Raw genomic sequence first — 24846 nt, forward strand, 5'->3', positions numbered from 1 at the left:
CATGAAGCTGGTCAGAACTCGCCAAAACACCGTGATGTGGATCATCGACGTGCTGCTGACGCTGCTGGCGTGGGGCGGCCTGATCTGGCTGCTCGCGCGTGGTATCGGCGCCATGCTGGAAACCCACGGCGGCCCACGTATTGAGGCGCCGATTTTCGCCGCGCTCAACACCTTGCAGATCTACCTGTGGATCGCCTTGTTCAACGCAGTGATCCTGATCAGTTGGGCGCGCTATCAGCAACGCCGTGGGCGCAAGTTCGCCCAGCGCCGCGCCGAAGCCAATGCGCTGAGCGACAAAAACCTGAGTGAGAGTTTCAATTTGGGCGACGGCCACCTGGAGCAGTTTCGCAAGCCGGGCGTGCTGGTGATCCACAACGACGAAGACGGCGGTGTCGAGGATGTGAAGTCCCACGTCTCCCGCGACGTGGAGCGCCCCGGCCTGACCCTGGTGCCCGGCGCGGAAAAAGGCAAAGACGCCGTCTAGAAAATCCAAAGACACCAAAGATCCCTGTGGGAGCTGGCTTGCCTGCGATAGCGGTGGGCCAGCAACCAATCAATACCTGACACGCCGCCATCGCAGGCAAGCCAGCTCCCACATTCCATCTGCGTCGCTTGGAATTCCGATAAATGGGATCCAATTCACAAAAACACCGCGAACTTTTCGCTATTCCCCTGCACTAACCTAACTCGGCAAGTAGTTGATGGCTAAATAATGGCATTTGCTAAATTGTTTGCCGAATTAATATCAAAAGAGTTGCCGCTGGTCGGAATAAAACTTCTAACGGCCGCCATTATCTCTTTGTGATAACTCTTTATTGTTAACAATCAATGTGTTGCGGATGTAATAAGCACGAATGTGCAACTGTCCCGGTTTCTTGGGCCAGCGCTAGTTCGATGGTAGTTTGCCGCCCCTTGATTTTCGATGGATCGAACATGTCTTTTTTATCGCCACGGACTCGGTACTTGCTGTGCACTTTCATGCTCGCCTGCCTGAGCCTGAATACGGCCACCGCCGCCCCCACGCCTGGGGATCAAGACCTGATCCGCGATCGGCAAAACCGCCTGCTGGAAGAGCAAAGCCGGCGCCTGCAAGAGCTTCAGGACCTGCCCGGCAAAGAAGCCAAGCCACAGGCACCGGCTACGCCTGCCGACACCCGCTGCTTCCCGATCAAAGACATCGAACTCAAAGGCGCCGACAGCCTGCCTGCCGGCGACCGCACGCTGCTGCTCAAACCCTATGTAGGCCAATGCCTGGGCGTCTCGCAGCTCAATGAGCTGCTCAAGGTCATCACCGACTATTACATCGCCAAAGGCCGCGTCACCAGCCGCGCCTACTTGCCGCAACAAGACCTCTCCAGCGGCCATCTGCAGGTGTTGGTGGTCGAAGGCAAACTCGAAGCGGTGCGCAGCGCCGAAGGCAGCAACGTCACCGAGCGTGAACTGGCCATGGCGTTTCCCGGCAAGGTCGGTGAGGCGCTGAACCTGCGCGAGGTCGAGCAACTGGTGGACCAGCTCAACCGGTTGCCGTCCAAACAGGCGCAAATGGAGCTGACGCCCGGCAAGCAAGTGGGCGGCAGCGACGTGGTGGTCAAGAACACCCCGCAAAAGCCCTGGCGCGCTAGCCTGTCGCGCAACAACGACGGGCAACGCAGCACCGGCGAGCAGCAATGGGGCGCGGGCCTGGAGTGGGACAGCCCGCTCGGCCTGGCTGACCAACTGGTGCTGCGCGGTGGCCACGACGCCATCAGCGACCACCAGAAAACCTCGAAAAACACCCTGCTCTATTACAACGTGCCGTGGGGCTGGTGGAACTTCACCTACACCTACAGCGAGAGCGATTACCGCGCCCTCGGCTATACCGACACCTTCAAATTCAAGCAATCGGGCGACAACCAGAACCACCAGTTGCGCGCCGAACGTGTGATCCACCGCGATGACGTCAGCAAAACCTCGCTCAACGTCGGCCTGGCTCACCTGCGCACCAACAACTACATCAACGACGCCCAGCTCGAAATCAGCAGCAACCGCCTCAGTGAGTTGCAGTTTGGTATCAACCACGGCCGACGCATCGGCAATGCCTTCGTCAACATCGACCTCGGCGTACAGAACGGCATCGGCGCCTTTGACGCCCAGCGCGACGACCAGCACCGCGATCAGTTTGGCAACCTCACGCCCACCCCGGATTACCGTAAATACACTGCCACGGTCAGCTATTTGCAGCCGTTTCGCCTGTGGGGTGAGTCGTTCAGCTTCACCAGCCTGGCCACCGGGCAACGCAGTGAAGACGTGCTGTTCTCGCCGCAGCGCATCAGCCTCGGCGGCTCGTCGTCGGTGCGCGGTTTGAAGGACCAGCAACTGTCCGGCGACAGCGGCGGCTACTGGCGCAACGAAGTGCGCTGGGCGCGCCCGGTCACCCTGGAATGGCTGCGCCCGGCCTTCGCCGAATACGGCACCAGCCTCGGTTACGACCAGGGCGTGATCCGCAACGACCGTTACAACGGTGACAACCACGGCCGCGTTTCAAGCAACTCCGTGGAACTGTTCGCCCGTGGCAAATACGTCAGCACCAGTGTGACGTTTGCCCACTCGTTAGAAAGACCTGGAGTGGTGACGGAGCGTGAAGCGCCGATCTACTTCCGCATGGATTTCTTCCTGTAATTCAACGCCCCGCTGCAACGAGAATTTGACCATGGATGTTCGCCACTTTGCCTTTCTGGCCCGCCAACCTTCTGCTGCCCTGAAGCGCCGCGACGCGTTCTTCGGCCTGCCCAAGCGCGGCCTGGTGCTGATCCTGGTCAACGCGCTGTTCTGGCAGCCGTTGCTGGCCCAGGCCGAAGGCATTGTGGTGAGCAACCCGGCCACCAGCGTCGGCCAGGCCGGCAATGGCGTGCCGGTGGTGAACATCGCCACCCCTAATGGCAGTGGCTTGTCCCACAACCAGTTCAAGGACTACAACGTCGGCCCCAACGGCGTGATCCTCAACAACGCCACTGGCGCGCTGCAGAACACCCAGCTGGGCGGTTACATCGTCGGCAACCCCAACCTCAAGGGCGGCGCGGCCAACGTTATCCTCAACGAAGTCAACGGCGGCAGCCCGAGCCAGCTGCGCGGTTACACCGAAGTAGCGGGGCAGTCGGCCAAAGTCATCGTCGCCAACCCTTACGGCATCACGTGCAGCGGCTGCGGGTTTATCAACACGCCCAACGTGACCCTGACCACCGGCAAGCCGATGATGGACAACGTCGGTCGCCTGGACCACTACCAAGTGGACGGCGGCGCCGTGACCATCGACGGCGAAGGCCTGAACGCCAGCAACGTCGACCGCTTCGAAATCATTACCCGCTCGGCCAAGATCAACGCGCAAATCAACGCCCGTGAACTGGCCGTGGTCGCCGGGCGCAACGACGTCGACGCCAAAAGCCTGAAAGCCACCGCCCGTGCCGACGACGGCAGCGCCAAGCCCGAGCTGGCCATCGACTCCAGTGCCTTGGGCGGCATGTACGCCGGTGCGATCAAACTGGTGGGCACCGAAGCCGGTGTGGGCGTGAAGCTCGACGGCACGTTGGCGGCCAGTGGTGGTGATATCCAACTCGATGCCAATGGGCATTTGAGCATGGCGCAAACCGCCGCCAGCGGCGCGGTCAACATCAACGCCGCAAGCCTGGACGCCAAAGGGCCGGTGTATGCCGGTACAGCCCTTAACGTGAACACCCAGGGCGACCTCACTAACCGCCAGAGCCTGGCCGCCCGTGACCGCATTGCGCTGTCCAGCGGCGGCACGCTGACCAACGGCGACATCATCGAAGCCGGCGTCAACGCCGACAACACCCGCAACGCCACAGGCGATGTGAGCCTGCGCGGCAAGGCCGTCACCAACACCGGCGCCAGTGTGATTGCCAGCCGCGCGTTGAGCGTGGATGCCCAAGCGTTGAACAACCAGGGCGGCACACTGGGTGCCAAACAACACACCCAAATTACCGCCGCCACCGTCGATAACCAGAACAAAGGCCGCATTCTCAGCAACGGCGGCCTGGCCATCACGGCCGATCGCCTGCAGAACACCCAAGGTGGGTTGGTCACCAGCAACGCGCCGCTGACCGCCGTCGTCGGTGAGGTGAATAACCAGGGCGGTGAACTCTCAAGCCTCGACACCGCAACGCTCACGGTCGCGACCCTCGATAACGTCGCGGGCCTTATCACAGCGGGCAATGCGCTCAGCCTCAACGTCGGCAGCCTCAATAACCAAGCCGGGCTGGTCACCAGCCAAGGCACGGTAAGCGTGGCCGGTAATAGCCTCGATAACCGCCAAAAAGGCTTGGTCGCAGGCGTGGGTGGTGTGCAGGTCAATGTCGCCAACATCGACAATCGCAACGGCGAGCTGTCCAGCCGTGCGGGCGTGCAGGTGACCGCTACGCAACTGGATAACAGCGACGGCGGGCTGCTGATTGCTGGCGCCGGTGCAGGTTTGAATGTCGACCAACTGCTTAACCGCAACCAGGGTTTGATCAGCAGTGAAGGGCTGCTGAGCATCACCGCGCGCACGCTGGCCAACGGCGGCGGCACGCTCTCCAGCGCAGGGCCGCTGACCCTCAGTGCACTCGGCGCGGTGGACAACCGAGGCGGGCGGCTGGTCACCGATGGCAGCCTGATACTCAACGCCGCAAGCGTCGACAACAGCCAGAACGGCACCCTCAGCGCGCGCCAGGCCCTGTCCCTTGGCACTGCCGACCTCAACAACCAGCAAGGCGGCCAGATCACCAGCGCCGAGGCGCTGACGCTGGACCTGCACCGTGGCGAGTTCAATAACCAGGGCGGGCTGATCAACGCGCCGCTGTTGATGCTCAACAACCTCAAGAACGTGCATAACCAGGGCGGCGAAATCTCCGGCAGCCAGGCGTTCACACTCACCGCCGACAACCTCGACAACAGCAGCGGCAAACTGCTGAGCAACGCCGCGCTGACCCTGCGCATCGGCCAGGCCCTGGCCAACGTCAAAGGCATGATTGCCGCCGCCTCGGTTGACGCCCACGCCACCGACCTCGACAACAGCGGCGGCACCCTCACCAGCCGTGGCGACACGCTGCTCAACGTGGCTGGCCGCCTGACCAACCGCGACCAGGGCCTGCTCAACGCGAGCAATACGCTGACGCTCAACAGCGCCGCGCTGGACAACCAGAACGGCTCGCTGCTGGGCAGCGCGATTGCCCTGGACTTCGGCACCGCCACCGGCGACCTGAACAACGCGGGTGGCCTGATCACCACCGCCGGCAACCTCTCCATCAACCACCTGCGTGACCTCAGCAACCAGGGTGGCGAACTCTCCAGCGCGCAAACCCTGAACCTCAACGGCCGCACGTTGAACAACAGCAACGGCAAGCTGATCAGCAATAACCTGCTGGTGCTCAATGCCGAAAACCTGATCAATCAGAATGGCCTGATGTCCGGCTGGCAGGGCCTCACCGTCAGCGGTGCGAACCTCGACAACCGCAACGGCGGCACCTTGTCCAGCCGATACGGCGACCTTAACGCCACGCTGACCGCCAACCTGCTCAACAGCGCAGGCGGGGCACTGGTGAGCCAGAAAGCGCTGACCGTTAATGCCGGCGAACTGGATAACAGCAACAAAGGCGTACTCTCCAGCGCGGCCGGGCAGACGCTGACCGTCGGCGGCTTGCTGAACAACGCCCAGGGCGGCGTGATCGACAGCGGCGCGGCCCTGAGCCTGGCTACGCAAAACCTGGACAACAGCGCCGGCAGCATCAGTGGCGGCACCGCCACCACCCTTGACCTGCTCGCGACCCTGACCAACACCAACGGCAAACTGGCCAGCGGCGGCCCGCTGCTGATCAGCCGCGCGGCGCAGATCAACAACCAGGGCGGCCAGATCGCCAGCCAAGGCCTGTTGACCCTGCTGACCGGCGGCCTGGATAACCGCAACCGTGGCACCCTGGCTGCCAACGACCGCTTGAGCCTCACCGCCAGCGGCCTGGTGCAGAACGGCAACGACGGCTTGATCTACAGTCAGAACGCCGACCTCCTGCTCACCGCCAACCGCTTGGACAATGGCCAAGGCACCGTGCAAAGCCAGGGCGGCATGACCGCCAACGTGGCCGACACGCTGGATAACCAGAGCGGCAAACTGATCGCCCAGGCCGGTGACCTCAGCGTCAACGCCGCCAGCCTCGACAACCGTGGCGGCACCCTCGCCAGCCTCAAGGCCGCGCTGCAAACCCAAGTGGTCGGTGTGCTGCGCAACGGTTACGACCTCAACAACAACCGCCAGGGCGGCGTGATGCAGGGGCAAAGCCTCAACCTGCAAGCCGGCAGCGTAGACAACTATGGCGGGCGCATCGCGGCGCAGGGCGGCAACGCACTGGTCACCACCGGCAATTTCGACAACCGCAACGGCGGGCTGTATGCCAAAGGCCTGATGCGCGTGGTCGGGCATGACTTCGATAACAGCGGCGACAACGACGGCCAGATTGCTGGCCAACAGATCGACCTGGACCTCAGCGGCGCGCTCAACAACCGCCTGGGCATCATCGAAAGCGAAAGCACCCTCAAGGTGCGCGCGGCCAGCCTCGATAACCAGACCGGGCGCCTGCGTGCGCTGGGCACGGCGGGCACCACCGAATTCGCCATCGGCAGCCTGTTCGACAACCGCAACGGTGTGGTGGAAACCGCCAACAACGACCTGACCCTCAACGCCGGCAGCTTCCAGAACCTGGGCGGCAACGTACTGCACGTGGGCACCGGCAATTTCGGCATTGCCCCGGCCAACCTCAACGACGTGGGCGGCAGCCTGGTCACCCGTGGCGACCTGACCATCACCCAGGGCAACTGGACCAACAGCAGCGTGATCCAGGCCGGGCAACTCACGGTCAACGTCGACAACCTCGACCAGACCGCCACCGGCCAACTGCTCGGTGCCCGAGGCTTTGTCGGCAATGGCGCCAACTGGACCACCCACGGCCTGATCGCCAGCGACGGCGCGCTCGACCTGACCTTGAGCGGCGCGCTCAACAGCAGCGGGCGCATCAGCAGCCTGGGCAACCTCAACCTCAGCGCCGCACAGGCCAACTTGAGCGACACCGCCAGCATTGCCGGCGGCGGCGTCACCACCGCTACCATCGCCGGCACACTCAACAACCGTGGGCGCCTCACCGCCGCCACCGACCTGGTGGTCAACGCCGGCACACTCAACAACTACGCGACCCTGGGCAGCGGCCAACGACTGGTCGCCACCACCGGCGCCTTGCTCAATGACCACGGCCTGATCTTCAGCGGTGGCGACATGAGCCTGCGTGTGGACGCGCTGAACAACAGCTACGCCGACGTCTACAGCCTGGGCAACCTCAGCGTCGACCGCGACGGCAAGGGCGGCCTGGCCAGCAGCATCCTCAACAGCTCATCGACGATTCAGAGTGACGGCAACCTCAGCCTGTCCGCCAACTCGATCAAAAACGAGCGGGCGGTACTCGACGTCAACGACGCGGGTGTCTACACCGCCTCGGCCACCGAAGGCACGTGCATCAAGTACGTTAACGCCGGTGACTGCAAAGCCGGCGGCACCCCGCGCAACTACGTGTGGGAGTTGGTGACCCGCGACAAACTGGAAGTGACCGCTGCCAGTGCCGGTTCAAGCATCACCGCCGGCGGCAACATGACGTTGGCCGGCGGCGACTTGCTCAACAGCAGCAGCTCGATCGCGGCCGGCGGTAACTTCACCGCGCGCCTGAACAACTTGGTCAACACCGGCATCGAAACCGGCGAGACCGAGACCTATCGTCTTTTCACGTCAGAGCGCACCAAGCACCCTGAAGGCTGGTTCGGCGCCGCCGCCGCACTCACCAACAAATATTGGTACAAAAGCGCCGGTTACAACCCCAATGACCTCGGCGGCCTTGAAGCCACCGTGGCCAACTTCATCGGCATGATGGAGATCGAGCGCACCCAGTTCGGCAAAGTCACCAAAATCGCCAGCGATGACCAACGTTACGCCGCCGTGATTCAGGCGGGCGGCGCGGTAGACGTCAAGGCCCAAGCCGGTATCGACAACAGCGTGGTACGCCTGGGCTATAGCTACATCGGTGCGGGCGCCAAAACCACCACCGACGCCACCGGTGCCAGTGGCGCAGCCGGTTACTCCACCCGCGTGACCCTCAACCAGCAACTGCCGCCGGACCTGGCCCAACAGCAGATCAACCCGCTGAGCCTGCCCGGCTTTACCTTGCCTACCGGCCAAGGCGGGCTGTTCCGTCTCAGTGGCCAAAGCGCCAGCGCGCCAGCCAGCACCGGGCCGCAAGGCTGGACCTTGGGCGGCGGCAGCGTCGACCGCATGCCGGTTACCGGCCCGGTCGTACCCGGCAGCAGCACCTCGGCCGACGGCGTGGTGATCAACCGCGTGCAGGGCTTGCCAGACAGCCAGTTCGTTTCCAACCCACAGAAATACCTGATCGAAACCAACCCGCTGCTGACCAACCTCAGCCAGTTCTTAAGCTCCGACTACATGCTGTCCAAACTGGGCTACGACCCGGACCAGGCACAAAAGCGCCTGGGTGACGGCCTGTATGAACAGCGCCTGATCCAGCAAGCCGTGATCGCCCGTACCGGCCAGCGCTTCATCGATGGCCAGACCAGCGACACAGCGATGTTCAAGTACCTGATGGACAACGCCATCGGCACCAAACAGGCGCTTAACCTGGCCGTAGGCGTGAGCCTCACCGCTGAGCAAGTCGCGGCCCTGACCCACGACATCGTGTGGATGGAAAACGCCACCGTCGCCGGCCAGCAAGTGCTGGTGCCCGTGCTCTACCTGGCCCAGGCCAACAACCGCCTGGCGCCCAACGGCGCACTCATCACCGGCAGCGACCTGAACCTGGTCAGCGGCACCGACCTCAACAACGTCGGCACCCTGCGCGCCACCAACAACCTCGCTGCCAGCGCCGGGCGCAACATGGTCAACAGCGGCCTTGTGCAAGCGGGCAACCGCCTCGACCTGCTCGCCGGCAACACCCTCACCAACCGCGCCGGCGGCATCATCGCCGGGCGCGACGTCAGCGTGCGCGCGGTAAATGGCGATGTACTCAACGAACGCACTGTCACAAGCCACCAGAGCAGCAGCGGCTACCGCACCGAGCGCACCGACTTCGTTGACAACGCTGCGCGCATCGAGGCCGCCAACAGCCTGACCCTGCAAGCCGGCCGCGACGTCAACAGCACCGGCGGCGCCTTCAAAAGCGGCGCCGACCTGGGCGTTCAAGCCGGGCGCGACGTGAACCTGGCCACCGCCGAACAACGCAACGCCAATGCCGTCAGCACCTACATGCGCAGCAGCAGCGCAAACCAGTACGGCACTGTGATCGAGGCCGGGCGTGACTTCCAGGTGGTGGCTGCGCGGGACATCAGTGCTATCGGCAGCCAGTTGAATGCCACGCGTGATCTGGCGCTGGTGGCCAAGGGAAATGTGAACCTGGCGTCGGCGGCGAATGAACAGCATTCGGCGTTTAATTCCAAGAAGGTGACCAGTCAGGAGGACCACGTTCAGCAAGTGGGCACCTCCCTGGTTGCCGGTGAGAACCTCTCCCTCAGTGCCGGCAACGACCTCGTGGTCAGCGCCAGCCGTGCGAGTGCCGGCAAGGAAGCCTACCTGTACGCAGGCAATGACCTGGCGCTGAACGCCGCGCAAGACAGCGACTACAGCTATTACCGCAAAACCAAAACCAGCAAAGGGTTGCTGTCCAGCAGCCAGAAAACGCGCATCGACAGCAGTAACCAGATCAGTCAGCAGGGTTCTTCCATCAGCGCTGATACCGTGGTCGTGCGTGCTGGCCGTGACATCGGCACTACCGCCAGCGACGTGGTTTCCACCAACGCCACCAGCCTGATTGCCGGGCGCAATGTGGTGATTGATGGGGCCACGGAAACCTTTGAACAAAGCCATTCGTCCTCGACCAAAAAATCGGGCTTGATGAGCAGCGGCGGCATCGGCGTTACGTTGGGTTCAAGCAGCAACCAGAACACCTTCACCAGCAGCACCGAAACCACCCGAGCCAGCAACATCGGCAGTGTGCTGGGCAGTGTGGATATTCAGGCTGGCAAAGACCTGACCATTCGTGGCTCTGACGTGGTTGCCGGTAAGGACATCAGCCTGGTTGGGCAAAATGTCAGCATCCTGGCTTCCGAGAACAACAACCGTAGCGAGCAGACCTCCAAAAGCAAAACCAGTGGTTTGACCCTGGCGTTGTCCGGCACCGTGGGCAGTGCGGTGGACTCCGCTTATAAGACCGCCAAGCAAGCCAAGAACGAGGACGACGGCCGCCTCTCGGCGCTGCAAGGTGTGAAGGCGGGTTTGACGGGGGTGCAGGCGTGGCAAGCGGCGCAGCAGAATGGCGGCATGACCGGCGCTAACGCTTCGCAGTTTGTGGGGATCAGCATCTCCCTGGGTTCGCAGAAATCCGATTCCAAACAGACCCAGGAGCAGACACTCAGCCAGGGCAGCAGCCTGACGGCCGGCAACAACCTCACCATCGTGGCGGACGGTAACGGTACGCCTGGGGCCGCAGGTGATATCCATGTTCAAGGCAGCAAGCTTCAGGCCGGTAATGAGATGCGGCTGGCGGCGGAGCGCGATATTCGCCTGGAAGCTGCGGCGAATAACCAAAAACTTGATGGCAAAAATAGCAGCAGTGGTGGTGCGGTAGGTATCAGCCTAGGCGTGGGTTCCGAAGGCGGCGGCCTGAGCATTTTCGCCAATGCCAACAAAGGCACCGGTAACGAGAAGGGCACTGGCACCACCTGGACGGAAACAACCCTGGATGCGGGCAAACAGGTCAGCCTGATCAGCGGCCGAGACACCGCCCTGAAGGGCGCGCAGGTCAGCGCAGACAAAATTACCGCTACTGTGGGGCGCGACCTTACGCTGCAAAGTCTGCAAGACACCGATAACTACAAGTCCAAGCAGACGGATGTGAGTGGCGGCGTCAGCTTCGCCATCATCGGCACCGGCGGCAGTGCAAACCTGAGCATCAGTAAAAGCAAGATCGACTCCAAATACCAGAGTGTGCAGGAGCAAACCGGCCTGTTCGGCGGTAAGGGCGGCTACCAGATTGACGTAGGCAACCACACGCAACTCGATGGCAGCGTGATCGGCAGCACAGCCACGCCGGACAAAAACCGCCTGAGCACCGGCACGCTGGGATGGAGCGTTTTAAAGAACAAGGCTGAGTACACAAGCCAGTTGCAGAGCGCCAGTGTGAGCAGTGGCGCAAGCGGAGCGAACGCCTTCATCAGCAACCTGCCCTCCGGCAGCTTGATCGCGTTCAATCATGGCGACAGTGACAGCGGCACCACCTCATCGGCCATTTCCAACGGTACCCTCGACATCCGCGACCCTGCTAAACAGCAGCAGGACGTTGCAACGCTGAGCCACGATGTTGAACACGCCAACGGCAGCATCAGCCCGATCTTTGATAAGGAAAAAGAGCAGAAGCGCCTGCGGCAGGTGCAGTTGATTGCGGATATTGGTACTCAGGCAGTAGACATCGTTCGAACCCAAGGCCAGATCGATGCTGATAAAGAGGCGCGTGCTGAACTTGATAAGCGTGGCATCAAGGACCCTGGAAAAGATGCCAAAAAAGAGGACGTCGATGCCTACAAGAAACAACTGATTGCCACTGACGCTTATCAACGGATCATGGCGGACTACGGGGTCGGCGGCAATTACCCACGTGTAGCGCAGGCGGTGACAGCAGCATTGCAAGGGTTGGTGGGAGGCGATATCGGTTCCGCTATTGCGGGCGCGTCGGCGCCGTACATGGCGCAAGTCATCAGGAAAACCACCGGAGACAACGCTGTACTCAACACCATGGCGCATGCCGTATTGGGTGCGGTGGTGGCGCAGGCGCAAGGCAACTCTGCGGGAGCGGGGGCTGCGGGAGCGGCGACGGGTGAATTCATCGCCCATCAGTTGTATCCGGGCAGGAAGACAATCGAGTTGACGGAGGAGGAGAGAGAGACGGTTGTTGCACTTTCGGGTCTAGCAGCAGGGTTGGCTGGGGGGATTGCTGGTGGTGATCTGGGCGGTGCGGTTACTGGGGCAAAGGCGGGAAGCAATGCGGTGGAGAACAACTCCCTCAGTGATATTGCAGAAGCATTAGCCGCACATAAGACACTTGAGCAGCAGGCTGAAGACCGCGTCAAAGCAGAAAACCAACACTACAAGGAGCAAAACTGCGCTGGCATGAGTGAGCAAGCGTGCTCGGTCAAGATGTATACTCAGCGGCGTGAAGAGCTCAAAGATGCCCTGTCAGAAGGCGCAAATTTTGTACCAGTTGTCGGCACAGTTAAAAGCGTAGCGGAGGCTGAGAGTGCACTTGATTACCTTGAGGTAGCAGCATCACTTATTCCAGGTGAACGGATTATTTCCGGCACCTTGAAAATGGCACGCAAAGCTCTGAACAGGGGCGATATCAGCGAAGCATCGAAGCTGATTAGCAGCGCCAGTAATGAGATTCAGGGTGCAAAGGCGCCATACACCTCGATTTCCTCGCCGGATGCTGAGGCTGGCATGCCCTATGCCCACCCGATAAAGGAGGCTGGTGAAAAAGGTGGTGTCAAACTGGCTAGTGTTGAGGTCGATGTGACCAAAGCCAGTAAAGGAACACCTGAATACAAAATACTGAATGAGCCCCCACCAAATAGCCAAGTCAAGCTGAGCAACGGCACTGAATTTAAGACCAATTCAAGCGGTTACGTTGATGAAATTACCTACAGTCCGTCGTTGGATAAAGGCGTCCGTGATGCACGCCAAACGGCAGTTGGCAAAGAGGGATTGCCAACGGATGTGGGGGGGCACATCCAGGGTTGTCAGCTTGGTGGTACCTGTGACAGATTCAACCTCTTTCCGCAGGATGGTAATTTCAATAACTCTGCCTATAAGCGGTGGGAAACAGAAATTAAGAAGGGGTTGAACAACGGTGATCAGGTCGGCGCCGTGACAGTGCGCTTTTCTAGAACGGATCCTGTGTCGGCAAGACCAGATTCATTAGTTATTGACTACTCAATCAATGGAATAAAAATGCGCAAGTCATTCAGGAATGAGGCCGGGCAATGAGCATTGAGCAACAAGTACAGGTCTTGAATGCGCTCACGCAGATCATGCATGACTCTGCGAATGGTCCGTACGAGGAAATGCGTTGTGAATTTGAGCATGAAGTTTATGACGGAGGGTGGTCTGTAGGTTCTAAATACTCATTCGTTCGCGATGGCTTGTTCTTCAGCGAGCTTTTGGATGACCCTGAAGATAGAGCTTCTAGTCACGTCCATAAGTTGCACGAGCTGATGAGATCGCACACAGGTGGTGATTGGAGAAAATTTGTACTGGTTATCGACCCTAGTGGAAAGGCTAATACCAAATTCATTTATTAAGTTGGTACAAAAGGTGGTGTCAAACTGGCTAGGGAAATGGGGGCAGACCACGTTTTGTGGACCACGTTTTGCGTTTTTTAGAGTTCAGTGAAGTTGTTATTTAAAAATATGGTTTATTTTTTGAAAAATAAGGTGGGCCACGATTTTGCTTTTTTAGAGTTTGGTAGAGTTGGTATTTTCAAAGCATAATTTATTTTTGTAATATTTTTATTTTGTCCGCCTAGTGATCGAAGGCTAAGCTGGGATCCCTCAGGGCCTGACCCCTGTTTTCACTATTTCATCGAATGCGTTGAAACAAAATCCCGGTATCAAAGCCGTTTTTGAATTTCCAAGTCAAAAAGCGGCTGAGAGAGCAACTGATATTTTGATTGAGCAAAATATCAGAAACGTTACTGCGAGGGTTGCACCCTAATGACTACGCATAAGCTTGAATTTCGTCATAGGCCAAAATTTTCAGAGTCTATTGAAAAACGGCACGAAAATATTATCGAAAGGTTGTCCGGCTTAGGTGCGCCATGGAATTTGGCCGGTGCTGTAGATGTTCCCGATATTGAAGGCGAGCTTGTTGTTTCTGTTTCTTTGGATAAATTCCTTCCAAAGGGAATAAAAGGTCGAATTGCATATTCTCTTAGAAGTGAGAAATATCTAGAAGATGATGCTCAATTTGATGACTCTCTATTCATTGAGTTTTCGAATGCTAAAATTGATTATTTGGACTTGTTGAAACGAATTTTCCCTGCGTACGTAGAGGCTTTTGGTGCCTATAGAGCTGCACTGCATGATTGGTCTGTCACTAGAAGCGACTGGCCGGCAGTAGTAGCTGCATGCGATGCTACAAAAAAAGATGTTAACGGGAGAGAGGGTGTTTTTCGTATAAATGCGGCTAATTATTTTGATGAGAAATTATGCCTTCGTGCATTTGGGAAAAGCCCTCAACAGATTATTAACTGTCTCAAGGGGCACGTTGAGGAGACCTCGGAATTGGCCGGAGGTGTGTTGATTGTTGTTAGCTATACGCCGCTGACCACCAGCGAGATAGCTACTGCTGGAGAGCGATTAAAAGAACTTTTGGTTGGGTGATGCGAGGGGAGGCTAGGTCCAGAAGAGCCGGGGCCAACTGGCGCACTCCCAACAATGACGACTTGTTGCCCTGCCTGCTGTCCGCACGTGACCTCCACGCTTGGCAAACTGGTAAGACAACTCGAGACCAGTCGACCAAGATTAAAGGATGTTTCAAGGGAAATAGGGGTCAGACCACGGTTTTCGTTTTTTAGAGTTCAGCAGAGTGCTCTTTAAAAACATGATTTATTTTTTGTAATTATTCCAATCTGTTGGCCTGTTGAAGGGCGGCTAAGCTGTAAGCTCCTATCCAGTTAGGGGTTTATATGGCTCGCCGTCCTAGGGTTTTACTGCCGGATATCCCGTTGCATATTATTCAGCCGGGAAACAATCGGTCTGCGTGTTTTTATTCAGATAAAGACTATATTTTTTACATTGATACATTAGCCGTGCTTGCTGAATTGTATGGCTGTAAAGTTCACGCATTGTGCTTGATGACAAATCATGTTCACTTGTTGTTGACTCCCACCTGCTGCGCGGGGGCTGGCCTGCTTATGAAGGGGCTGGGGCAGCGCTACGTTCAATATGTCAATCGAACATGTCAACGTACGGGCACGTTGTGGGAAGGCCGTTTCCGCTCCTGTTTGGTTCAACAAGACAACTATGTTTTAGCTTGCTATCGATATATCGAAATGAACCCGGTCAGAGCGGGTATGGTTGCTCATCCGGGCGACTACCGTTGGACCAGTTATAGAACAAACGCACAGGGCGAGCTATCAGGCTTTATAAGCCCGCATGCAGTTTATAGCGACTTAGGTAGCGGCGCCGCGCAACGAGCCGAAGCTTACCGGTCAACATTCCTGGATCGGCTCTCACCTGAGTTGATAGAAAAAATTCGATCTTCTACAAACGGAAATTATGTTTTGGGCGATCAGAAGTTTGCGTCAGAGATTGCGCAGATAGTAGGTAAAAGAGTTTCACCGAGCGTGTCGGGACGCCCGAAAAAGTGTGTGTTAAAAGTTTAAGAATAGTGGTCTGACCCCTATTTCCCCCAAGATGGTTTCTGATGTTGGAACCGCTATGGGTGGCGTAGCCGTATTTACTACAGGGGGGGCAGCAGCTGTGCTGTCGAACGGATCAACAATAGCATCCCTTGTGTCTAGCTATATGACCGACAAAACCCCGGAAGCATTAACCAGTTATGGCTTAAGTGCTGGTTTCGAGCGTTTCGCTGTTAGCAGAGGTATTCCTGCAAGTGAAGCAGCGAGAGTGCCCAATGCACTGGGTGTTGCTAAAGTCTGGGACGAATTGGCGGAAAAAGCTATTGATGTTTTCAAGGGGAATTAGCATGAAGTCGACTTTCTACAAATACAGGTATTTATTGGGAGTATTGCTGCTGATTGCCGCATTACTCAATTGCTTTTTTCGATTTTGGGGCGATGCAAGGCCATTTTTTAGCGCGCTGATGCTTCAGTTATGGTTTGGGCAAGCTGTATTTGCCTACCTGAGAGGTGGCTGGGTCTCTATTGGTCCAGGTGGTTTAGGTAAAGATGCAAATCCAGTAGGGCGGGCTGCACTGGCGTTCGTGTGTTTTGTTATTTATTTATCAGGATTTGTATTGGGCTTTGGTAAGGAAGTTTAAGTGACGTGCATACACTGAAAAGGGTAAAAAGGTAGTTGTGCTCTGCTCAGCAGCAAAAAATCGGGGTCAGACCACGTTTACATTAATGGTGGACTGAGCCCTATTTTTGCGCAAAAGCAACAGGCCAGAGTGTACCTGACGTGATTAGTCCTACTTATCAAGAACTTCAGGGATTAAACAAAGGATTCCAGGTGCATCACATCGGGCCTCAATATTTGGGGAAGATGCTGGGAAAAAGGGGACGGATTTATTTAATTTTCCGAGTGCTTTTTTACTTAAATAAATCTGTCCCATTTTTGCTGCGTTATCAATTGGTTCGGGGTTTGTAAAGGTGCCTCTGAAGATGGGGTTGGCTGATGGTTTGAACAAGAAAAATCAATATTTGATGTGACGGTCAGAAAGTTTGATAATAACCAATTTATTCTTGGTAAAAAGGCGCCGTATGGCGGTGCAATGTTGCTATATTTTCTGTCCGTGGGCGCGAAAGGCAATAGCCTTTACAATGAGGCGGTCGATGCGAGCAAGTAAACTTATAAATACCCTGCTGCTGATAGTTTCATTGTTGGCGGTGGTGTGTGGGGTGAGTACGTTTTTCGGCATGATGGTCGCCATAGTGGTTGGTATACTGCTTCGCACAGATTCGAACTGGGTGTTCATCTGGATTGGATTTCCCTTGTCAGGAATATTTGCTGTGTACTGGATAGTTACACGGTGGGATTATGTGAAATCCTTTATGTCCGGGCGTGGTGGGTGGTAGAGCGGGTAATCGAGGTCAGATCACGTTTGTATGTGGTCTTACTCCTGGCTGCGCTACTCAATGGCTTTCTACGATTTGACGGTAGCTGGAAGCGCTTTTTCCTCATGGTGCTGGTGCAGTTGTGGTTTGGCCAGGCGGTCTACAGCTATGCGCGAGGCGCCAGGGTGGCCATCGCGCCGGGCGGCATGAGTAAGGATGCCGACCCGGAGTGGCGAGCGGCGTTGGCCGGCTTCGCCCTGTTTTTATACGGGGTCGTATTTTTTTTGAGTTTTTGATCCTTGCATAGCCCATGTATCTATACGGAAAACCCTTATGAGAAAAGTTGCCTTTATCCTCTCGGCCCTGATCCTCGCGGGCTGTCACTCCAATGCTCGCGACTCGTCGTCCAGCCTGCTCAAAGACGGCGTGCAGTTGCAGCAGAACAAGGTCGTGGCCGATGCCGAGCAAGCCAAGGTGATCATGCGGGCCACCGGTTTTACCTACCCTGTGCAGTTCTCCGTGCGCCGTGGCGGTGATGCGGATCAGCGGCCGGAGATCCTCGGCACGGTGGTAGATTCAGGCCGTGGCAAGGTGTTCGGCTGGATCGCCAAGATGAGTGAGGTTGCCAACAGTGCGGCGGTCAAGCGCTTCCCGCAGTTGGAAGTGTTGGCTGATCCGGGGCAGACAATCGAGGTATTGGGCGAGTCGCGGGTGTATGACTCGAACTACTACCGCTACGCCGAAAAAATTGTCTACGCCTGCGGCCCTATGAGCTCGGCGTTCAAGCCGCAGAAGCAGAAGGTTTACCTGGTGGAGTTCGTAATCGTCGGCGCGGGCTGTGAGCAGCATGTGTATGACATCACCGATCCCGCGCAGCGTATTCCCGTCCTCGAGTGAAATAGGGGTCATGAAATAGGCAGAAATAGGGGTCAGACCACGTTTTTGTTTTTTAGAGTTGCAGAAATAGGGGTCAGACCACGTTTTTGTTTTTTAGAGTTGAGCAGAGTTGCTCTTTAAAAACATGATTTATTTTTTGTAATTATTCCACTCTGTTGGCCTGTTGAAGGGCGGCTAAGCTGTAAGCTCTTATCCAGTTAGGGGTTTATATGGCTCGCCGTCCTAGGGTTTTACTGCCGGATATCCCGTTGCATATTATTCAGCGGGGAAACAATCGGTCTGCGTGTTTTTACTCAGATGAAGACTATATTTTTTACATTGATACATTAGCCGTGCTTGCTGAATTGTATGGCTGTAAAGTTCACGCATTGTGCTTGATGACAAATCATGTTCATTTGTTGTTGACTCCCACCTGCTGCGCAGGGGCCGGCCTGCTTATGAAGGGACTGGGGCAGCGCTACGTTCAATATGTCAATCGAACATATCAACGAACGGGCACGTTGTGGGAAGGCCGTTTCCGCTCCTGTTTGGTTCAACAAGACAACTATGTTTTAGCTTGCTATCGATATATCGAAATGAACCCGGTCAGAGCCGGTATGGTTGCTCATCCGGGCGACTATCGCTGGACCAGCTATAGGGCAAACGCACAGGGCGAGCTATCAGGCTTTATAAGCCCGCATGCGGTTTATAGCGAATTAGGTAGCGGCACCGCGCAACGAGCCGAAGCTTACCGGTCTATATTCAATGATCGACTTTCACCTGGGCTGATAGAACAAATCCGATCTTCTACAAACGGTAATTATGTTTTGGGCGATCAGAAGTTTGCGTCCGAGATCGCGCAGGCATTAGGTAAAAGAGTTTCGCAGGGCGTGTCAGGACGCCCAAAAAAGTATGAGTTAAAAGAATAGTGGTCTGACCCCTATTTTCTTGGAACAGGCTACTCAAGGCTTAGCGCCTGGAACACCAGCCTATAAATCGGCTGTTACAAAGACGTTGGATGGAATTAAAAAGGAAGCAGTGATAGTGGGTAGTGAAGTTAATAAGTGGCTGACTAGGGATTGATATGAAATATTATTTGCTGCGTCAGGATCTTTCTATTTCCGAAAAGTGGGTGCTCGGCGATGTGAGGCATGTGGATAATTGGAACTTTAGTAATCCACCCCTTAATTTCATGGAGCCTGGCAGATATACGCTCGATGTCAGGTTCGACGGCGTTGAAATTGATTATTCTCTAGCGGGCTATGCGAGTGTTCCTGTTCTGAGTGAGAGAGCTCGAAATTCACTCATAGGTTTGTCTGAAGTCGATCAACCTTATCAAAATGTGGTCTTCGAGCCCGTTGATATCGAAGGGAAACACGTTTCGCAAAATTATTTTCTAATGATCATAGAAACACAAATAGATTGTGTAGATGAAGAGTCTTCAAGGTTTACAAAGTTTTCAGTGAATGATCCTGTGCGCCCAGACATGGCTGGTCAATACCGCGCGTTTTATAATTTGGCCATAGATGAGTCAAAAGTAGGTGCTTTTCATATTTTTAGGATTAAAAAATATTTGGGTGCGATTGTAGTGAGCGAAGATGTGAAACTTCGATTTGAGGCAGCAGGAGTGGTGGGGGCGGTATTTGAGTCGGTTAATGGCGATAAGGTTACTGTTGCATAAAGGGGAAATAGGGGGCAGACCACGGTTTTATTTTTTAGAGTTCAGCAGAGTTGCTCTTTAAAAACATGATTTATTTTTTGTAATTATTCCACTGTGTTGGCCTGTTGAAGAGCGGCTAAGCTGTAAGCTCTTATCCAGTTAAGGGTTTATATGGCTCGCCGTCCTAGGGCTTTACTGCCGGATATCCCGTTGCATATTATTCAACGGGGAAACAATCGGCCTGCGTGGTTTCACTCAGATGAAGACTATATTTTTTACATTGATACATTAGCCGTGCTTGCTGAATTGTATGGCTGTAAAGTTCACGCATTGTGCTTGATGACAAACCATGTTCACTTGTTGTTGACTCCCACCTGCTGCGCGGGGGCTGGCCTACTTATGAAGGGGCTGGGGCAGCGCTACGTTCAATATGTCAATCGAACATATCAACGAACGGGTACGTTGTGGGAAGGCCGTTTCCGCTCCTGTTTGGTTCAACAAGACAACTATGTTTTAGCTTGCTATCGATATATTGAAATGAACACGGTCAGAGCGGGTATGGTTGCTCATCCGGGCGACAACCGTTGGACCAGCTATAGGGCAAACGCACAGGGCGAGCTATCAGGCTTTATAAGCCCTCATACAGTTTATAGCGACTTAGGTAGCGGCGCCGCGCAACGAGCCGAAGCTTACCGGTCAATATTCATGGATCGGCTTTCACCTGAGTTGATAGAACAAATTCGCTCTTCTACAAACGGCAATTATGTTTTGGGCGATCAGAAGTTTGCGTCAGAGATTGCGTAGATATTAGGTAAAAGAGTTTCACCGAGTGTGTCAGGACGCCCGAAAAATTGGGTGTTAAAAATTTAAGAATAGTGGTCTGACCCCTATTTCCACTAGGGGTAAAGTGGCTGAAAGCTTTGGCCTGAAACCGGGTGTGCCGTTAAAGGAGCGAGGGTATCCTAATGGCATTCCTATTGAACTTATGAAGTTCCCTGGTGCTAAGTAATGAAAGAAAAAGATGTGGTTTCAATCTTGAAGGAACTGGGATGGACTTGTAGCAAAGATGAAGTTGGTGATTATTTTTGCGTCACTGACGTCGGAGAGGCTCAGCTTCAGGTCATCCCATCTGTTGGTAAGCGCTCGGACCATTTCCGGGTTTCGCTTATGCCCTCCATCTCCTCAAAGGAATTCTCGGAGGCCGCTTCTTTTATAATGGGTGATGGCGGTAGTAATGCTCCGATCATAGTTAGTAATGAAGCTCCGGAGAAATTGTCTAGTTTTTCTGAAGATGATGTTATTAGGCTGTCTGAGAAGGCGTTGTCTTGGGCTCGCTCTCAGAGTATTGACGAGGGGTTGAGCGCTTATAGAGTGCTACCAACAGATGCTAAAGGTGCAATGCCAGTTCGCCATTTGGCGGCTCTAGCACTGGCTGGTGATACGGTACGTCTGGATGAATATAAACAGAGCTTTGGGAAGGGCGACAGGCTCGGATTTGTGCCTTACATTACCTCCGATATGATTGATAGAGCACTGATGATAGCTAAAAAAAATAAATAGAGGAAATAGTGGTCTGACCCTGAGGGATTCTGAAGATTGAGCCTGTGTATTCTGGTAAAAGTGTTCGGCCAGATAGCTTTAATGTGGAGTATTCAATAGGCGGTGCTCGTCCAAAAGAGATTGTATTTAAAAACTCACCGGGTGGAAATTGATGCGTAGTGATGATGATATCTACAATGACATTGGGAGCATTTTATTTCAGATTGCTCCCGATGGAGCATGTAAAATTATAATGCGTGCACAGCTCTCCCAAGAGCTAGATAGCTGTGAGTATGAGTATGACTACATTGATAAACAAGGTAACGTTGCCTGGTTCACGGCAGGCGGGCGAGCCAATACAGATATTTTAGCTCTTTTAACAGAGCTGCGTAGTTGGTATGTTGAGAATAAACTTACAGGAGGGCTGCCAGCGTGGAGTGGCTGTGAGGTGACCTTGGATTTAGTTGAAGTTAAAATTAGTATAGACTTTGTTTATCCTTGATAATTAAGCGGCGAGTTTGAAGGGAAATAGGGGGCAGACCCTGAGGGATCCCACGGCATTTGGACGCGCATATGCCAGGAGGATTTAGATATAATCCGGGCGGTCCTAGGTCAGCTCTCCCGGCATACCCTTCGAAAAAAGGAGCTGAGTAATGCATTCCATACCGCTAGAGCTTGCGAAGCAAAAGTTAATTTTTTACGCATGAAATAGGGGTCAGACCACGGTTTTGTTTTTTAGAGTTGAGCAGAGTTGCTCTTTAAAAACATGATTTATTTTTTGTAATTATTCCACTCTGTTGGCCTGTTGAAGGGCGGCTAAGCTGTAAGCTCTTATCCAGTTAGGGGTTTATATGGCTCGCCGTCCTAGGGTTTTACTGCCGGATATCCCGTTGCATATTATTCAACGGGGAAACAATCGGTCTGCGTGTTTTTACTCAGATGAAGACTATATTTTTTACATTGATACATTAGCCATGCTTGCTGAATTTTATGGCTGTAAAGTTCACGCATTGTGCTTGATGACAAATCATGTTCATTTGTTGTTGACTCCCACCTGCTGCGCAGGGGCTGGGCTGCTTATGAAGGGGCTTGGGCAGCGCTACGTTCAATATGTCAATCGAACATATCAACGAACGGGTACGTTGTGGGAAGGCCGTTTCCGTTCCTGTTTGGTTCAACAAGAAAACTATGTTTTAGCTTGCTATCGATATATCGAAATGAACCCGGTTAGAGCCGGTATGGTTATTCATCCGGGCGACTATCGCTGGACCAGCTATAGGGCAAACGCACAGGGCGAGCTGTCAGGCTTTATAAGCCCGCATGCGGCTTATAGCGAATTAGGTAGCGGCAGCGCGCAACGAGCCGAAGCTTACCGGTCTTTATTCAATGATCGACTTTCACCTGGGCTGATAGAACAAATCCGATCTTCTACAAACGGTAATTATGTTTTGGGCGATCAGAAGTTTGCGTCCGAGATCGCGCACGCATTAGGTAAAAGAGTTTCGCAGGGTGTGTCAGGACGCCCAAAAAAGTATGAGTTAAAAGAATAGTGGTCTGACCCCTATTTTCGTTTGCCCGGTCAGACAAGGAACCCTAACGCCCCTAAAATTGTAGATCCAAATCAAGGGAAGCCAAGTGTCTCACTAGAACTTCCGAAAGTATGGGATTCCTTGCTTGAGAAGCACTCATCAAATACACGAGTATTGACGCAGGAGGAGTTTTTTCATGAGTTTGGACGCTAAGCTTAGCGCATTAGAAAGTGAGCTGTTTGAAGGGCGCAAATCAATTGCTCTGTTTGTTTTGAAAGAGCAACATTATTATGTTGTGGATGATAAGTCCAATTACTGTATCGATGTCCGGCCGGATTATTTGTCGTATATTGAAACAGGCCGGCTAAAGCAGGAAGATTATGAAAAAGCTCTTGGGCTCTTTCGCGGTGGAATCTCAGTTTTAGGAGCTGATAATTTTCATCAGTACATTGATAGTGCCGAAGCAGAAGTGATAAGTTTTACGATGATGCGAGATTTTTTTTTCAAAGGCTTAACTTTGGAGAGTGTTAAGAGTTTTTATAAGGATGTAGAGCGGTTCTTATCTTATGGAGGAGAAATGGATTTGCGAAAATGGAATTTTTTGCGTATGAAATTGCCGAGCTTTTACATAAATTTCGACCGCGGGATTTACCGACATACCGACTATGGTCGGTTGCATGAGGAATTGGCGTTGCCAAAAACACAGTGGGATGCTCGTTGTAGTAGCGATTTTGGATTGCTCATCCCTGACGATGTTCAATACTGGATCGTAGATAGAATGAATTTTTTAAGCTTTATGGCGGTTGAAATATTCAAGGAAAAATGGGGGGCAGACTCTGAGGGATCCCTGACACTTAAATACCTGCGGAGAAAGGGGGCGGATTTATTTAATTTTTCGAGTTCTTTTTTACTTAAATAAATCTGTCCCCTTTTTGCTCCCTTTTTGCTCAAGAAAAGCGAGTGCTTTCATTGTGGCGACTAGGCTTGGAGTACTGGCGAAGCTGCACAGATTTTGGAGGCCGAGGACACTGGGAAATATTGGAACGGGCTCTGCGTGATGAGGCAAGCCATCAAGCGCAGAGCTTAAGGTAAATTTGTGGGGATCCCTCAGGGTCAGACCCCTATTTCCTTCCTATTTTCTCCATCTATTAGAACCCGCTTGTACTACCAAGAACGGTGTCCCAATACTTAGTCCACCAAGAGTTTTCTTTATATTCTGGTTTTTTATCTTGAGGTTTTACGTAGGGTTTCCACGTCATCATTAGTTCAAACCGACGGATTGTGCCTGGCACCTCATCAATAACTACCATGCGGTAGAATTGGTTCTCGGATAAGTTTTTTGACACGTGCTGCAAATATTGCTCTAGTGTGGTCGTTAAGTTTTCGCTTCCGCCAGGTTCCATTGAGAGCAGCCACAAACGGCTATCTCCAGTTGTTACTATTTGTGCATTACGCCTCCAACCACTTTCATGCCTCTTCTGTGGGTCGTCGGCAAGGTCCGTATTTACTTTTCTAATGAATGAAATAGCTTCCGGCAACAACGTGAACGATTCTTCGCCAAAGTACTTGTCCATTTATGAGTCCTCATATCTACTATGTTTGCTATCCGGCTCACCGGTGTCGTATGAAAGACTATGGAACTCTGCGTTTTTATAAACCTGTGAGAATTGACAGTTTTTTAGAATTTTTTGTTATAGCTGTTATACAAGAACTGTCGCGAAAATCTTGATGTAAAAAATTGGTTGGTCAAGAAAGCTCCCACGCCTATATCCGCAAGCCGGGCGGCATGCGAGCCGCCCGGTTGTTACTCAGGATGGATCGGCATTGAGCCTGCGAATAATGACATCCAGCAAATCACACCCATCCCGCAGCGGTATAGCCAGTAGTTGGGCGAAGTCTTGAAGCACCACAGCATCGCTGCTGAGCTGTTCGCGGAAGGCCAGGTTTTCCAACAGTTGCGTGACGGCGCGAATCCGGTACGCGGCGGCGTCGTGGAGTACGTCGAGGGGCGCGCTGGTGTCGATAAGCAGAGCGGGGACGGTGCAGTCGTGGCCCGTTAGGGGCATGTATTGGTTCATGGTGAAACCTCGGTCAGTAGAGTGAAGCTGTCACCTATCGTCGCCAAACGAATGGGTGACAGCTGTACGCAGGTTGGCGAACCGGGACCGAGTTCCGGCAGACCCGAAGGTCTCCCGCGCACAGCTGCCATAAAGCAGCGATGCGGGTACGGAAGCCCCTGCAAGCAAGCAGAAAGCTTTCGCATACGGTCAACGGATCGCCAAATCCGATCGCCCTTGTTGGGCGACGGGCCGGACTATAAGCCCCCCACCCAAACCCACGCAAGGCACCAACGCCCTGACTCAACCCTCTTTTGTCT

The 24846-nt window shown here is 54.3% G+C and carries 19 protein-coding genes; 17 read left to right on the forward strand and 2 right to left on the reverse strand.

The window, feature by feature from the left end; genetic code table 11:
- Window position 1 precedes the first annotated feature (1 nt).
- The 17 genes from pgaD to GIW48_RS19775 all read left to right on the forward strand — a co-directional run bounded on the left by pgaD (window position 2) and on the right by GIW48_RS19775 (window position 23388).
- Window positions 2-484, forward strand: a complete 483-nt coding sequence (pgaD, locus tag GIW48_RS19695; RefSeq protein WP_017136590.1) for a poly-beta-1,6-N-acetyl-D-glucosamine biosynthesis protein PgaD — start codon at window positions 2-4, stop codon at window positions 482-484.
- A gap of 449 nt (window positions 485-933) precedes the next feature.
- Complete coding sequence (locus GIW48_RS19700; protein WP_272912868.1) at window positions 934-2658, forward strand: ShlB/FhaC/HecB family hemolysin secretion/activation protein; 1725 nt, start codon at window positions 934-936, stop codon at window positions 2656-2658.
- A gap of 31 nt (window positions 2659-2689) precedes the next feature.
- Window positions 2690-13114 (forward strand): hemagglutinin repeat-containing protein, encoded by a 10425-nt coding sequence (locus tag GIW48_RS19705; protein WP_236461031.1) that lies wholly within the window; start codon window positions 2690-2692, stop codon window positions 13112-13114.
- On the forward strand, window positions 13111-13428 hold the full coding sequence (locus tag GIW48_RS19710; RefSeq protein ID WP_073637953.1) for a hypothetical protein: 318 nt from the start codon (window positions 13111-13113) through the stop codon (window positions 13426-13428). The genes GIW48_RS19705 and GIW48_RS19710 overlap by 4 nt, the downstream gene beginning before the upstream one ends.
- Before the next feature lie 411 nt (window positions 13429-13839).
- The gene (locus GIW48_RS19715; protein ID WP_080593756.1) at window positions 13840-14508 is read left to right on the forward strand and encodes a hypothetical protein; all 669 of its coding nucleotides are present in this window, start codon (window positions 13840-13842) and stop codon (window positions 14506-14508) included.
- A gap of 305 nt (window positions 14509-14813) precedes the next feature.
- Window positions 14814-15512 carry a transposase gene (locus GIW48_RS19720; RefSeq protein ID WP_176991660.1) on the forward strand — a complete coding sequence of 233 codons (699 nt, stop codon included), beginning with the start codon at window positions 14814-14816 and terminating at the stop codon, window positions 15510-15512.
- 142 nt (window positions 15513-15654) lie between these two features.
- Window positions 15655-15834, forward strand: a complete 180-nt coding sequence (locus tag GIW48_RS19725) for a hypothetical protein (protein WP_236461033.1) — start codon at window positions 15655-15657, stop codon at window positions 15832-15834.
- Between the two features lies 1 nt (window position 15835).
- Entirely contained in the window at window positions 15836-16129 is a 294-nt protein-coding gene (locus GIW48_RS19730; RefSeq protein ID WP_236461036.1) for a hypothetical protein, read from the forward strand.
- A 711-nt stretch (window positions 16130-16840) separates the two neighbouring features.
- A complete protein-coding gene (locus GIW48_RS19735; RefSeq protein WP_157786464.1) occupies window positions 16841-17161 on the forward strand; it encodes a hypothetical protein in 321 nt (106 codons plus the stop codon).
- A gap of 37 nt (window positions 17162-17198) precedes the next feature.
- Complete coding sequence (locus tag GIW48_RS19740) at window positions 17199-17762, forward strand: hypothetical protein (protein WP_017135227.1); 564 nt, start codon at window positions 17199-17201, stop codon at window positions 17760-17762.
- A 209-nt stretch (window positions 17763-17971) separates the two neighbouring features.
- A complete protein-coding gene (locus tag GIW48_RS19745) occupies window positions 17972-18670 on the forward strand; it encodes a transposase (RefSeq protein WP_111452864.1) in 699 nt (232 codons plus the stop codon).
- Between the two features lie 155 nt (window positions 18671-18825).
- On the forward strand, window positions 18826-19422 hold the full coding sequence (locus GIW48_RS19750; protein ID WP_186617827.1) for an imm11 family protein: 597 nt from the start codon (window positions 18826-18828) through the stop codon (window positions 19420-19422).
- A gap of 150 nt (window positions 19423-19572) precedes the next feature.
- Window positions 19573-20205, forward strand: a complete 633-nt coding sequence (locus GIW48_RS19755) for a transposase (protein ID WP_236472934.1) — start codon at window positions 19573-19575, stop codon at window positions 20203-20205.
- Window positions 20206-20409: 204 nt separating this feature from the next.
- Complete coding sequence (locus GIW48_RS19760; RefSeq protein WP_186617831.1) at window positions 20410-20961, forward strand: DUF6990 domain-containing protein; 552 nt, start codon at window positions 20410-20412, stop codon at window positions 20959-20961.
- Between the two features lie 151 nt (window positions 20962-21112).
- On the forward strand, window positions 21113-21442 hold the full coding sequence (locus GIW48_RS19765; RefSeq protein ID WP_017135223.1) for a hypothetical protein: 330 nt from the start codon (window positions 21113-21115) through the stop codon (window positions 21440-21442).
- A gap of 349 nt (window positions 21443-21791) precedes the next feature.
- Window positions 21792-22490 carry a transposase gene (locus tag GIW48_RS19770; protein ID WP_170039370.1) on the forward strand — a complete coding sequence of 233 codons (699 nt, stop codon included), beginning with the start codon at window positions 21792-21794 and terminating at the stop codon, window positions 22488-22490.
- 175 nt (window positions 22491-22665) lie between these two features.
- On the forward strand, window positions 22666-23388 hold the full coding sequence (locus GIW48_RS19775) for a hypothetical protein (protein WP_236462492.1): 723 nt from the start codon (window positions 22666-22668) through the stop codon (window positions 23386-23388).
- Window positions 23389-23617: 229 nt separating this feature from the next.
- Here the strand turns inward: GIW48_RS19775 and GIW48_RS19780 are convergent, their stop codons facing one another.
- Window positions 23618-24043, reverse strand: a complete 426-nt coding sequence (locus GIW48_RS19780) for a hypothetical protein (protein ID WP_170039374.1) — start codon at window positions 24041-24043, stop codon at window positions 23618-23620.
- Between the two features lie 234 nt (window positions 24044-24277).
- Window positions 24278-24535, reverse strand: coding sequence for a hypothetical protein (locus tag GIW48_RS19785; protein ID WP_170039376.1), 258 nt, complete (start codon window positions 24533-24535; stop codon window positions 24278-24280).
- Window positions 24536-24846: the final 311 nt, after the last annotated feature.

This window comes from Pseudomonas sp. PA-6-3C (assembly GCF_021605825.1).
Taxonomy (GTDB): Bacteria; Pseudomonadota; Gammaproteobacteria; order Pseudomonadales; family Pseudomonadaceae; genus Aquipseudomonas; species Aquipseudomonas edaphica.